This is a genomic window from Roseococcus sp. SYP-B2431 (genome assembly GCF_004336745.1).
Classification (GTDB): Bacteria; Pseudomonadota; Alphaproteobacteria; order Acetobacterales; family Acetobacteraceae; genus Roseococcus.
The window spans coordinates 226,516-238,583 of the sequence record NZ_SJXD01000029.1 but is presented as its reverse complement, the minus strand read 5'-3'; the positions used below and the strand labels follow the sequence as shown (position 1 = coordinate 238,583).

The window sequence follows — 12,068 nt, the reverse complement described above, 5'->3', positions numbered from 1 at the left end:
GCGCCGCCCGACTTCGCCAGCACCTTCGTGATCGCCGCCGTCAACGACGTCTTGCCATGGTCCACATGGCCGATCGTCCCAATGTTGCAGTGCGGCTTGTTCCGCTCAAACTTCGCCTTGGCCATCGCTAGGGTCCCGCTCCGAGAATTGATCGTTCCAGAAGCCGCGCTTGGCGGGAGGCAGCACCATGGGAGCACCACCCCCCATCTCCGTGGAGATTGGAGCGGGTGAGGGGAATCGAACCCCCGTAGCCAGCTTGGAAGGCTGGTGCTCTACCATTGAGCTACACCCGCGCCGAGGCGGATTATCGCTACCATAGTTCCGCGCCTGATCGCCCTGGATTTCGGTCCAGGCCGGGACGCCGTCAGGAGCCTCGCCGCGGCGCGACGGGGCCCGCTGCCACCGGGGAATATGGAGGGGGCTGGATTCGAACCAGCGTAGGCGCAAGCCAACGGATTTACAGTCCGTCCCCTTTAGCCACTCGGGCACCCCTCCTCAGTTCGGGCGCGCTCGCGCTCACCCGTCCGATGGAAGCCGGCGCGTTCAAGCGTTTTCGCGTCGTGCTGTCAATCAGGCGCCAGATCGGCCGTGCCGTGCGAGGCGCGCCTCCCCTCCCTCGCACGGCATGAAAGCCGATCGCCCGGAGACGTCACAGCGGCCGTTCGTCGGCGATGACGCGGCCGTCGGTGGGGAGGCTGCCGCGCGGGCGGAGCTCCACGCGGCCGCGCAGGCCGGTGGCGGCGTGCAGCGTCGCCGCCAGCGGCGCCGCCATCGATGCGTCCTCGGCCTCGGCCAGGAGGCACATGGCGTCGACCTCCCCTTCGCGCGTGATGACCAGCCGCAGCCGACCGAGCGCGGGATGCGCGCGGGAGATGGCGGCGACCTGCTCGGGACGCACGAACATGCCCTTCACCTTGGCGGTCTGATCGGCGCGGCCCATCCAGCCTCGGATTCGCGTCGCGCCGGGCAGGAAGGCGGACATGTCGCCCGGGGAGAAGCGCAGGATGGGATGCGCGGGGTCCGGGATGGTGACGACCACCTCGCCCACCTCGCCCTCGGGAAGAGGCTCGCCGGTGCCGGGACAGACGATTTCCAGGAGGATTCCGGGCGCCACCGCCATGCCCGCCGCGCCGTCCGCCGTGGTGTGGGCGACCAGGCCGAGCTCGGCCGTGCCATAGGCCTCGATGGCGGCGATGCCGCGCCCGGCCACCCAGTCGCGCAGCGAGGGCGGGAAGGCGGCGCCGGAGACCACCGCGCGGGTCAGGCAGCTGGCGTCCAGCCCGGCCTTGCCGGCGGCCTCCAGCAGGATCTTCAGGAAGTCGGGCGTGCCCGCATAGGCGGTGGGGCGATAGGCCTCGAGCACATGCAGCAGCGCCTCGGTGTTCCCCGGCCCGCCCGGGATCACCGCGGCGCCCAGGCTGCGGGCCGCCGAGTCGAAAATGAAGCCGCCCGGCGTCAGGTGATAGGCGAGGCAGTTGAGCAGGATCGTGCCGGGGCCGATTCCCGCCTCGCGCAGCGCCGGGGCGAAGCGCCAGGGATCGGGGCGGTCCGGCATGCCCTCGAAGATCGGCCCAGGCGAGGCGAAGAGCCGGGCGAAGCCGGCCGGGCCGGGCGCGAAGCCGGCAAAGGGCGGCGCCCCCTTCTGCATCGCCGGCAGTCCGGATTTCCGAAGCACCGGCAGGTCGGCGAGCCGCGCCACCGCCGGATCCACGCCGCCCAGATGCGCCGCCCAGCCCGGCAGGGCCAGGGCCGCCCGCAAGGTCTCCGCCAGCGAGGTCTCCGCCAGATTGGCCATTCCCGTTCCTCCTCTTTGGAGCGGAGTCGGACACGCATTCCAACCCACCGCAAGCCGGTCTATCCCAGGGCGACATGCCGCGCCGCTTCCTCTTCCTGCAGGGCCCGACCTCGCCCTACGCGGCGGAGGTGGGCCGCGGGCTGCGGGCGTTGGGCCACGAGGTCCATCGCATCGACCTCTGCCTGGGGGACCGGCTGTTCTGGCGGGAGCCGGGCGCCACGGCGTATCGCGGCCGCTTCGGGGACTGGCCCGGCTTCGTCGCCGGCTTTCTCGCGGAGCACGCCATCACCGATCTGGTCCTGCTGGGCGAGCAGCGCCCCTATCACCGCCCGGCCATCGCCGCCGCCCGCCCGCTCGGCGTCGCCGTCACTGTCACGGATTTCGGCTATCTCCGGCCCGACTGGCTGGTCGTCGAGCGCGACGGCATGAACGGCGAAAGCCGCTTCCCGCGCGATCCGGCGGAGATCCTGCGCCGCGCCGCCGACCTGCCGCCGCTCGACACGCGGGTGCTCCACCAGGACAGCTTCCGGCGGCGGGCCCTCTGGGACATGGCTTACCACCTGTCCAACCTGCTGCCCTGGCCCTTCCCGCACTACCGCCGGGCCACGCTGCACCATCCGCTGCTGGTCTATCCCGGCATGGGCTGGCGGCTGCTCCGCCAGCGCGGCGAGGCCCGCCGTTCCGCGGCCGGTTTCGCCCAGGCCGCCGCGCGGGGGCCGGTCTTCCTCTTCGCCATGCAGATGGAGAACGACTATTCCATCCGCGCCTATTCGCCCTATCCGGACATGGACACCCCGATCGCCGAGGCCATGCGGTCCTTCGCCGCCCATGCGCCGCCGGAGGCGCAGCTGGCCGTCAAGCTCCACCCGCTCGACCCCGGGCTGAAGAACTGGCCGCGCCGCATCCGGCGGATGGCCGAGGCGGCCGGGATCGCAGGCCGCGTGGCCTTCCTCGGCGCCGGCGCGCTGGAGCCGATGCTGGCGGCGGCGCGCGGCCTGGTGACGGTGAACAGCACGGCCGCCCTGCAGGCCCTGACGCTGGGGCGGCCGGTGCTGGCGCTGGGCCAGGCGATCTACCGCATCCCCGGCCTGGCCTTCGAAGGCCCGCCCGGCGAGTTCTGGCGCGGCGCGCCTCCCCCGGACCCGGCCCTGGCCGAGGCCTTCCTGCGCCTCCTCGGCGCGGCCCTGCATGTCCGCGGCACCTATTACGCCCGGCCCGGCCTCGATGCAGCCGTCGCCGCGACCGTCCACCGGCTGCACCACGGGCTGGTGAACGATCCCGGTGATTGACAGGGCGGAACGCGGCCCGGAAAAGCGCGCGACAGCTCCCAAAAGGCCGGTGATTGCACGTCATTCTCGATCTCTCCCGGCTGCTGGCCGCGGGCTGGCGCGGCATCGCCGCCGGGATCGACCGGGTCGAGCTCGCCTATGCGCGGCATTTTGCCGGCCGTGCCTGCAGCTTCACGGGCCAGAGCCCCTGGGGCTTCTACACCGAGCTCCCGCGCGACCTCGCCCTCGGCCTCGTCGCGGCCCTGCTGAAGGATTCGCGGGCTGAGGCCAAGGCCCTGGCCGGCGCCGGCTATGCCGCGCTGGCCGGCGCCGTCGGCCGCACGCGGCTCACCCGCCGGATCGCCGCCGCGCCGGGCCGCGTCTTCATCATCGTCTCGCATGCCGGGCTGCACGAGGCCGCGCCGATCGCCGCGCTGAAGGCGGAGGGCGCGCGCTTCCTGCCGATGCTGCACGACCTCATCCCCATCACCCATCCGGAATTCACCAGCCGGAAGCAGATCGAGCGCCATCCAAAGCGGATCGAGACCATCCTGGAACTGGCCGACGCCGTGCTGATCAGCTCCCGCGCCACGGGCGACACGCTGGCCGCGCTGCATCCGGGCCGGACGCTGCCGCCGATGCACCTCGTCCGCTTCGGCACGGATATCGCCGCCTGCCCGCCGGGCGCGATCGCGCCGCCGGCCGAGCCCTATTTCGTCACGCTCGGCACCATCGAGCCGCGCAAGAACCACCTGCTGCTGCTCAACCTCTGGCGGGAGATGCCGAAGGGTCCGCGGCTGGTCATCATCGGCCGGCGCGGCTGGGAATCGGAGGCGGCCTGCCGCCTGCTCGACCGCCACACCGCCTTCCGCGGCCAGGTCGAGGAAGCCGGGCGCCTGGACGACGGACAGACCGCCGCCCTGCTGCGCGGCGCCTGCGCCCTGCTCTTCCCCACCTTCGTCGAGGGCTACGGCATCCCGCTGGCCGAGGCGCTGACCATGGGCGTGCCGGCCATCTGCTCGGACATCCCCTCCCTGCGCGAGCTGGGCGATGGCGTGCCGGATTTCGTCGATCCGCTGGACGGACCCGGCTGGCGCGAGGCGATCCTGGACTATGCCGAGCCGGACAGCCCACGCCGCGCCGCGCAGCTGGCGCGGATCCCGGGCTGGCATCCGCCGAGCTGGGAGGCGCATTTCGCGGCCGTCGAGCGGGCGATCACCACGCTCGCGTAGCGGGATTCCTGGCCGCGCCTTGCGCCGCGCCATCTCCCCCGCGATCCTGCGCCCCGCACAACTTCCGGAGCCAGGACCATGCCCCGCCTCGTCACCCTCGCCGCCGCCCAGCTCGGCCCCATCCAGAAGGCCGAAGGGCGCGACGTCGCCGTCGGCCGCATGGTGCGCCTCATGGAGCGCGCTCATCGGCGCGGCGTCGAGGTCGTGGTCTTCCCCGAGCTGGCGCTGACCACCTTCTTCCCGCGCTGGTACGAGGAGGACATCTCCAAGGCCGACAACTGGTACGAGCATGCGATGCCCTCCAACGAGACGGCGCCGCTCTTCGAGGCCGCGAAGAAGTACGGGATCGGCTTCCACCTCGGCTATGCCGAGAAGACGCCGGACGGCCACCGCTACAATACCGCGATCTACGTCCATCCCTCGGGCGAGGTCGTGCTGAAGTACCGCAAGGTCCACCTGCCCGGGCACAAGGAGTACGACCCGATCCGCAAGGTGCAGCACTTGGAGAAGCGCTACTTCGAGGTGGGCAACCTCGGCTTCCCGGTCATCCGCACGCCGCTCGGCACGCAGGAGGCCAATATCGGCATGATGATCTGCAACGACCGCCGCTGGCCCGAGGCCTGGCGCGTCATGGGGCTGCAGCAGGTCGAGGTCGTGATGCTCGGCTACAACACGCCCAGCCTCAACATGGACAATCGCGGCTTCGAGGCGCACCACCTGCGCGTCGAGCACTCGCATCTCTCGATCCGCTCGGGCTGCTACCAGAATGCCTGCTTCGGCGTGGGCACGGCCAAGGGCGGCACCGAGGACGGGCACGAGCTCTTCGGCCATTCGATCATCGTGAACCCCTCGGGCGAGATCATGGCCCAGGCCACCACCTGGGGCGACGAGCTGATCACGGCCGATTGCGACCTCGACGCCTGCACGCTCGGCCGGACCACCATCTTCAACTTCGCCGCGCACCGGCGCCCGGAGGCCTATGGGCGCATCCTGGAGCAGGTGGGCAGCGAGCCGCCGAAGAGCTGGACGCCGGCCTGACGCTTCGGCGGGCTCGCGCGGATCACGCGGGCGCCGGTGCCCGGTGCCGGACGGCGGTCAGTAGGGAGCCGACGATCAGCAGGTTGACGAGCCCCGCCACGGCGGCATTGGCATAGCTGACGGTGTAGCTGCCCGTGAGGTCGAAGAAGAGCCCGCCCTGGTAGCCGCCCAGCGCATGGCCGAGCCAGCCGAAGGCCAGGATGATGCCCATGTGCATGGCGCGGTGCCGCGCGGGGACCAGGGCGCGCGCCGTGACCAGCACCCCGGTCATGACGCCGGCATAGCCGAAGCCGTAGATGGGCGCGAAGAGGTAGAACATCGAAAGGTCGCGGATCTGGGTGAAGGTGAAGACGCCCACCGTCTGCCAGAGCGAGGCGGTCAGATAGGCGCCGATCGGCCCGATCATGTCGGCCAGCTTGCCGAAGGCCACGCGGCCGGCGATGGCGGCGATGAGCATGACGAAGAGCACCCCGCCCGCATCCGAGCCCGAGATGCAGTAGCCCTGGATCAGCGGCACCAGATGCATGAGCGGCACGGCCATGCAGGTGCAGCAGAAGAGCACCGCCGCGCTCAGCGTCACGAGCACCAGCCCCGGCGGCAGGTCCGGGACCGGCGCCGCGGCCGTGGCGGCCTGGCGTGGTGTCGCCGCCGGGGCAGCCGGCGGCGGCTCGCGCATCGCCAGCGCCAGGGGCAGCAGCGCGGCCAGCGAGGCCAGCCCGAGCGCCAGCATCGCGCCCCGCCAGCCTAGGGCCTCGATGAGGAAGGCCGCGACGAAGGGCACCCCGCCCTGCCCGATCGCCTGGCCCGCCGAGGCGATGCCGATGGCCAGCCCGGCCCCGGCCGGGAACCAGTTGCCGACAGCGGCGATGACCGGCCCGAAGAGCGCGCCCGCGCCGAGCGCCCCGGCCAGGAAGAAGAGCAGGTAGAACTGCCAGAGCCGGTCCGCCCAGGCGGCCGCGCTCACGCAGAGGCCCACCGCCAGCGCGGCGGTCAGGCAGACGGTGCGGATACCGGCGCGGTCGGCCACGCGGCCCATGACGATCCCGCCCAGGGCCACGCCCACCAGCCCGATCGTGTTGATCAGCGCGATCTGGCCGCGCGACCAGCCGAACTCCTGCTCCAGCGGGATGAAGAAGGCGGAAAGCCCGTTGACGAGCTGCCCCATGACCACGGCGAGCATGGCGGCGGCCGAGGCCACGACGATCCAGCGATAGGCGGGGTGTGCCGCGGGCACCATGGGAACGCGCATCGGAGGCTTCTCCGTTCGGTGGCCGCTCTATGCCACGGGGCGCGCGGCGCGGAGGCGGGGGATTGTCGCGTCCGTCGCGTCGCGGGAGGGCGGCGCGGCCGGATCTTACAGGCTCGGGCACCTGCCGGACGATGGGCGCGGGCTAGAGATACGGGAACCCGCCGAGCCAGAGAACGTCCTCGATCCGCCGCGCCCCGCCCGCCAGCATCGCCAGCCGGTCGAAGCCCAAGGCGATACCGGAGCCCGCGGGCATCCCCTGCGTGAGCGCGGCCAGGAAATCGGCATCCACCGGCCAGGAATTCTCCGCGCCGTAGAGCCGCTCGCGCTCGGCCACGTCATGGGCGAAGCGGGCGGCCTGCTCCCCGGAGTCGGTCAGCTCGTCGAAGGCATTGGCCAGCTCGATCCCGCCGGCGAAGAGCTCGAAGCGCAGCGCCACGCGGGGATCGGCCGGGTCGCGCCGGGCCAGGGCCGCCTGGGGCGCCGGCCAATGGGTGAGGAAGCTGGCGCGCTCGCGGCCGAGGCGCGGCTCCACGTGCTCCAGCAGGAGGCGGAAGAAGGCCTCCTCCCAGCTCTCGTCGCCGCGCGCGCCGAGCGCCGCGCCGTCCCCCGTGCCGTCCTCCCGGATGGAGGCCAGCACATCCAGGCCCACCCATTTGTGGAAGGCCTCGGCGACGGTGATGCGCTCGAAGGGCAGAGCGAGATCGGTCGTCACCCCCTCATGCGCCACCCGGCGCGGGCAGAGATGGCGCAGCAGCGCCTCCGCCTCGTCCATGAGCCCGTCGAGGGCGAGGCCCGGGCAGTACCATTCCAGCATGGTGAATTCGGGCGCGTGGCGGCTGCCGATCTCGCCATTGCGCCAGACCCGCGCCAGCTCGAAGACCGGCCCGGCGCCGCCCACCAGCAGCCGCTTCAGCGCCAGCTCCGGCGAGGTGCGCAGCCAGAGCTTGCGGCGCTCGCCCTGGCCCAGATGCGGGTCGAATTCGGCCGAGAATCCGCGCAGATGCACCTCCATGCCCGGGGCGGGGACGAGGCAGGGCGTCTCCACCTCGCGATAGCCGCGGGCGGCGAACCACCGCCGCGTCCCGGCGGTCAGACGGCTGCGGGCCTCCAGGAAGGGCAGGCGCGTGGCGAGGCTATCGGGATGCCAGGGGGGCGATGGGTTCGGCATTGCATCCCGGGGCTTATCAGGGCAGAGCCTGCCCCGCCATGCAACGCACCCTCCGATCCGCCGGGGATCTGGCCGAAGCCGGCCTGATCGCGCGCGATGCCGTGCCGGCGATCGACGCGGTCGCGCGGCGCTATTCCATCTCGGTCACGCCGCTGGCAGGCCGGCTGATCCGCGAGCACGGCGCCCCCCTCGCCCGCCAGTACCTCCCCGAGCCGGAGGAACTGGTCACCGCCCCCCACGAGCTCGACGACCCGACGGCCGACGCGCCCTTCACGCCGATCAAGGGCGTGGTCCACCGCTACCCGGACCGCGCGCTGCTGAAGCCGCTGCTGGCCTGCCCGGTCTATTGCCGCTTCTGCTTCCGGCGCGAGGCCGTGGGGCCGGATGGCGGGCTGCTCTCCGAGGCGGAGCTGGACGCCGCGCTGGACTGGTTCGAGCGCACCCCGCAGGTCCGCGAAGCCATCCTGACCGGCGGCGACCCGCTGATGCTCTCGCCGCGCCGGCTGGAGCGGCTCCTGGCGCGGCTGGCGGCCATCCCGCATCTGGAGACCCTGCGCATCCATTCGCGCGTGCCGGTCGCCGATCCCGGGCGGATCGACGCGGCCATGCTGCGGGCGCTGACGCTGGAGCGGCCGCTCTACCTCTGCGTCCATGCCAACCACGCGGCCGAGTTCTCCGCCGAATCGGAGGCGGCGCTGCGCACGCTGCACGGCGCGGGGGTGGTGCTGCTCGGCCAGTCGGTGCTGCTGCGCGGCGTGAACGACAGCGAATCGGCGCTGGAGGATCTCTTCCGCGCGATGCTGCGGCACCGGGTGAAGCCCTATTACCTGCATCAGCTCGATCCGGCCCCCGGCACCGCGCGATTCCACGTGCCGGTCGAGGAAGGATTGGCGCTTTTGCGCGGGTTGCGCGGCCGCGTGACGGGGCTCGCCTGGCCGGCCTACGTGCAGGAACGCCCCGCCGGCGGCGGAAAATTTCCGCTCGGCATGGCAGCCATCGCCCCGGGGGCTGGACAAGCGCCGCAGGATCGGTAGAAACCGCGCCTCGGCGGGCGTTTAGCTCAGTTGGTAGAGCAGCTGACTCTTAATCAGCGGGTCGTAGGTTCGAGCCCTACAACGCCCACCATTTTCCCTCCGGGCCCGTCACCCGCGAATCGGCGGTCCGCGCCGGCATCACCCCCCTATTGCGGCGTGATCCCCAGGGTCCGCACCACGCGTCCCCAGTTCTCGATCTCGTCGGCCAGGAACTCGGCGAGCCTTGCCGGCTCCAGGCTGCGCACCTCCAGCCCCTGCGGCGCGAGCCTCGCGCGCAGCTCCGGATCGGCCAGGATGGTGGCGAGCTCCCCGTTCAGTCGCCGCACCACCTCCGGCGGCGTGCCGGCCGCGCCGGCCAGCATGAACCAGACGGACATCGAGAAGCCGGGCAGCGTGTCGGCGACGGGCGGAATCTCCGGGGCCAGCGCCGAGCGTGTGGCGGTGGAGACGGCCAGCGCCCGCACGCGCCCCTCCCGCGCCTGCACCAGCGCGTCGCCGAGGTCGGAGATGGTGAAGCTGAGCCGGCCGCTGATCGTGTCGTTCAGCGCCTCGGGCTGGCCGCGATAGGCGACGTCCACCACCTCGATCCCGGCCTGCCGCGCCATCAGCAGGCCGACGATCTGCCGGCTCGGCGCGCCATGGCCGAAATTGAGCTGGCCGGGCCGCGCCTTCGCATAGGCGATCAGCTCGGGGAGGCTGTGCACCGGCAGGCGGGGGTCGCAGGCGAAGAGATAGGGGGCCTCGGCGATCATCGAGATGGGCACGAGGTCGCGCCGCGGGTCGTAGCTGAGGTCCTTGATCATATGCGGCGCGCTGGCCCCGGTGCTGACGCCGACCATCACGAGCGTATGCCCGTCGGCGGGCGCGGAGAGCGCGGCGCGGATGCCGATCTGCCCCTGGCCGCCGCCGCGGTTGTCGATGACCACCGGCTGGCCCAGCCGCTGCGAGAGCTGGGCGGAATAGAGCCGCGTCAGGATGTCGGTCTGGGTGCCGCCGGGAAAGGTGACGATGATGCGGATCGGGCGCTCCGGCCAGGCCGCGCGGGCGATGCGCGGCAGGGCGGGCAGCCCAGCCACCGGGAGCGCGGCCAGCAAGGCTCTCCGGGACGGTCCTCGAGGCATGGAGCTTCTTCTCCCTGTGCGGCGGGCTGTGCCCTTTGCCGGGGCGGCGCCGCTTCTTTGGCGAGAGCCTATCGCGGCGGGAGGGGCCCGGCCACATCAAACTGGGCGGCTCCGGCAGGTCCGGCCCGCGAGGCCCAGCGCGCCCGGGGCAGCCAGCAGGGACATCCGGCTCCGCGCGCACCGCGTGACGCGCGCGACAAAGGCCGTGGCGCGGCGCGATCGGCCGGCGACGCGCGGGCCGCAAAAGCGCCGCCACCGAAGCCCGGCCCTGGGAGATTCACATGCGCCGCATCCTGCTCACCGCCATCATGCTCCTCGCCGCCGGCCCGGCCCTCGCGGCGCCGCCGGCGCTCGAAAACCAGGCCCGTTCCGCCGCGGCCGCGCAATCCTGCCGGGAGGCCTGCCGCGTCCAGGCCTCGCGCCCCGGCGCCGTCCCGGCCGCCGCCCAGGCCTGCTTCATCCGCTGCGGTGGCGGCCTGGCCGCGACGATGGCGCGGCAGGAGGCTCGCCCCCAGGCGCAGCCCTTCAGCGGCGTCGGCCGGCCGGTGGAGGCGGTGACGATGCCCCAGGGCATCTACGGCGTCATCTTCGCCGCCCGCGCGCCCTCGGGCGCCTTCGGCATGATCATCGGCGACGGCGACCGCCTGGCGGCCCTCCGCACCGCGGAGCGGCGGTGCTCCGCCGGCGGCCCGGGCTGCCGGGTCATCGCCGAGTTCACCCAGGCCTGCGGCGCCGTGGCCCAGGGCGTGCGCCGGGCCCAGGGGGCGCTCTTCATGACCTCCGATCCGAACACCTACACGGTCACCTCCGTGAGCGGCGGCTCCGCCGGCAACCGGGCCGCCGCCGAGGCCGACGCGATCGCCGAATGCCGCTCGAAGGGCCCGCAGGGCACCTGCCGCATCGTCGCCTCGCAGTGCGGCGCGCCCGACTGAACTGACCGATCTTCCGGCCGCCCGGTTTGCACCGCAAGGCCGACGCGATCGCCGAATGCCGCAATCAGTCCTGATAAGGATTCTCGGAGCGGGTTCCCGCTCCCGCCGAATGGTGGTTCCCTGGCGGCAGGCGCGCAGGCGCAGGATTTCCGGGAGCCACTTCCATGACGAACTTTCCTCCCCGCTTCGGCATCTGGGCGCTGGTCCATGGCAGCCGCGCCGCGCGCCAGGATCCGGAGGAGCCCTTCGACGCCTGCTGGGAGCGCAACAGGAACCTCGTCCTGGAGGCCGAGCGGCTGGGATTCGACAGCACCCTGGTCGCGCAGCACACCTTCAACCCGCACAACCCGGCGCTGGGCGAGTTGGAAGCCTGGACGGGCTCCGCCGCGCTGGCCGCGCTGACGAGCCGGATCGAGATCATCGCGGCCATCAAGCCGCTGCTCTACAATCCCGTCGTCCTCGCCAAGATGGCGCTGCAGATCGAGGAGATCAGCGGCGGGCGCTTCGCCATCAACCTGGTGAACGCCTGGAACAAGGCCGAGATGGACAAGGCCGGCCTGCCCTTCCCCGAGCACGATGCGCGCTACACGCTGGGCGACGAATGGCTCTCCGTCGTCGCGCCGCTGATGCGCGGCGAGCTCGTGAACCACAAGGGCCCGCATTTCGAGGTGCAGGGCGCGCAGATCGTGCCCAAGGCCGCGACGCGCCCCGGCCCGCGCATCTACATCGGCGGCGAATCCGAGCCGGCGCGCGCGCTGGCGGCGGCGCAGGGCGACGTGTGGTTCATCAACGGCCAGCCGATCGAGGATGTGAAGGCGCTGATCGCCGATCTCGCGCGCCGGCCGCGCAGGGACCAGCCGCTGCGCTACGGGCTCTCCGCCTTTGTCATCGCCCGCAGGACCGAAGCCGAGGCGCAGGCGGCCTATGAGCGCCTGGCGGCGCTGGCCGAGCTGGACAAGCCGCAGCTGGCCAAGATGGCGGTGCACACCGACAAGGCCGTGGTGATGAAGCAGACCATGGCGAAGTCGGCCCGGGTCGGCACCAATGGCGGCACGGCGGCGGGGCTCGTCGGCACCTACGACCAGGTGGCCGAGCGCCTGAAGCGCTTCCATGAGGCCGGCATCGAGACCTTCATGCTGCAGTTCCAGCCCTTCGAGGCCGAGATGCGGCGCTTCGCGGAAGAGGTGATGCCGCGGGTGAACCGGGCGAAGGCCGCCTGAGGCGGGCTCGA

The 12,068-nt window shown here is 72.3% G+C and carries 11 protein-coding genes and 3 tRNA genes; 7 read left to right on the top strand and 7 right to left on the bottom strand.

All coding sequences use genetic code 11. From position 1 onward, the window contains the following. The 4 genes from EJV46_RS21185 to EJV46_RS21170 form a co-directional block, all read right to left on the bottom strand. Positions 1–125: GTP-binding protein (locus EJV46_RS21185; RefSeq protein ID WP_240782352.1), on the bottom strand; the 125-nt coding region annotated here is incomplete at its 3' end. A gap of 94 nt (positions 126–219) precedes the next feature. Then, a tRNA-Gly gene (locus EJV46_RS21180) sits at positions 220–293 on the bottom strand. A 119-nt stretch (positions 294–412) separates the two neighbouring features. Further along, positions 413–495 (bottom strand) — tRNA-Tyr (locus EJV46_RS21175). 154 nt (positions 496–649) lie between these two features. Continuing rightward, positions 650–1,795, bottom strand: a complete 1,146-nt coding sequence (locus EJV46_RS21170; RefSeq protein WP_131550712.1) for a phenylacetate--CoA ligase family protein — start codon at positions 1,793–1,795, stop codon at positions 650–652. A gap of 74 nt (positions 1,796–1,869) precedes the next feature. On the opposite strand from EJV46_RS21170, the gene EJV46_RS21165 reads away from it, so the two are divergent. From EJV46_RS21165 to EJV46_RS21155, 3 genes are all read left to right on the top strand, one after another. Continuing rightward, positions 1,870–3,084 (top strand): capsule biosynthesis protein, encoded by a 1,215-nt coding sequence (locus tag EJV46_RS21165; protein WP_131550711.1) that lies wholly within the window; start codon positions 1,870–1,872, stop codon positions 3,082–3,084. A 53-nt stretch (positions 3,085–3,137) separates the two neighbouring features. Continuing rightward, entirely contained in the window at positions 3,138–4,295 is a 1,158-nt protein-coding gene (locus tag EJV46_RS21160; protein ID WP_131550710.1) for a glycosyltransferase family 1 protein, read from the top strand. Positions 4,296–4,373: 78 nt separating this feature from the next. Next, a complete protein-coding gene (locus EJV46_RS21155) occupies positions 4,374–5,333 on the top strand; it encodes an N-carbamoyl-D-amino-acid hydrolase (RefSeq protein ID WP_131550709.1) in 960 nt (319 codons plus the stop codon). Between the two features lie 22 nt (positions 5,334–5,355). Here EJV46_RS21155 and EJV46_RS21150 read toward each other — a convergent pair whose 3' ends face one another. Beyond that, positions 5,356–6,582, bottom strand: coding sequence for an MFS transporter (locus tag EJV46_RS21150; protein WP_206020894.1), 1,227 nt, complete (start codon positions 6,580–6,582; stop codon positions 5,356–5,358). A gap of 142 nt (positions 6,583–6,724) precedes the next feature. Beyond that, entirely contained in the window at positions 6,725–7,750 is a 1,026-nt protein-coding gene (gene epmA, locus EJV46_RS21145) for an EF-P lysine aminoacylase EpmA (RefSeq protein WP_131550708.1), read from the bottom strand. Positions 7,751–7,788: 38 nt separating this feature from the next. Here epmA and EJV46_RS21140 point away from each other — a divergent pair, with 38 nt between their 5' ends. Then, a complete protein-coding gene (locus EJV46_RS21140) occupies positions 7,789–8,784 on the top strand; it encodes a lysine-2,3-aminomutase-like protein (RefSeq protein ID WP_240782686.1) in 996 nt (331 codons plus the stop codon). A gap of 15 nt (positions 8,785–8,799) precedes the next feature. Then, positions 8,800–8,875 (top strand) — tRNA-Lys (locus EJV46_RS21135). A gap of 55 nt (positions 8,876–8,930) precedes the next feature. Here EJV46_RS21135 and EJV46_RS21130 read toward each other — a convergent pair. Beyond that, complete coding sequence (locus tag EJV46_RS21130; RefSeq protein WP_165585656.1) at positions 8,931–9,878, bottom strand: tripartite tricarboxylate transporter substrate binding protein; 948 nt, start codon at positions 9,876–9,878, stop codon at positions 8,931–8,933. Between the two features lie 308 nt (positions 9,879–10,186). Between EJV46_RS21130 and EJV46_RS21125 the strand changes: the two genes are divergently transcribed. Both EJV46_RS21125 and EJV46_RS21120 read left to right on the top strand, forming a co-directional pair. Further along, positions 10,187–10,837, top strand: a complete 651-nt coding sequence (locus tag EJV46_RS21125; protein ID WP_131550705.1) for a DUF4189 domain-containing protein — start codon at positions 10,187–10,189, stop codon at positions 10,835–10,837. A 164-nt stretch (positions 10,838–11,001) separates the two neighbouring features. Then, positions 11,002–12,057 (top strand): LLM class flavin-dependent oxidoreductase, encoded by a 1,056-nt coding sequence (locus EJV46_RS21120; protein WP_131550704.1) that lies wholly within the window; start codon positions 11,002–11,004, stop codon positions 12,055–12,057. The last annotated feature ends 11 nt before the right edge of the window (positions 12,058–12,068 follow it).

What these genes read in the sequence shown, in the direction of transcription:
- EJV46_RS21125 (WP_131550705.1), top strand. Translation starts at nt 10,187, where the DNA reads ATGCGCCGCATCCTGCTCACCGCCATCATGCTCCTCGCCGCCGGCCCG.
- EJV46_RS21155 (WP_131550709.1), top strand. Translation starts at nt 4,374, where the DNA reads ATGCCCCGCCTCGTCACCCTCGCCGCCGCCCAGCTCGGCCCCATCCAG.
- EJV46_RS21150 (WP_206020894.1), bottom strand. Translation starts at nt 6,582, where the DNA reads ATGCGCGTTCCCATGGTGCCCGCGGCACACCCCGCCTATCGCTGGATC.
- epmA (WP_131550708.1), bottom strand. Translation starts at nt 7,750, where the DNA reads ATGCCGAACCCATCGCCCCCCTGGCATCCCGATAGCCTCGCCACGCGC.
- EJV46_RS21165 (WP_131550711.1), top strand. Translation starts at nt 1,870, where the DNA reads ATGCCGCGCCGCTTCCTCTTCCTGCAGGGCCCGACCTCGCCCTACGCG.
- EJV46_RS21170 (WP_131550712.1), bottom strand. Translation starts at nt 1,795, where the DNA reads ATGGCCAATCTGGCGGAGACCTCGCTGGCGGAGACCTTGCGGGCGGCC.
- EJV46_RS21120 (WP_131550704.1), top strand. Translation starts at nt 11,002, where the DNA reads ATGACGAACTTTCCTCCCCGCTTCGGCATCTGGGCGCTGGTCCATGGC.
- EJV46_RS21140 (WP_240782686.1), top strand. Translation starts at nt 7,789, where the DNA reads ATGCAACGCACCCTCCGATCCGCCGGGGATCTGGCCGAAGCCGGCCTG.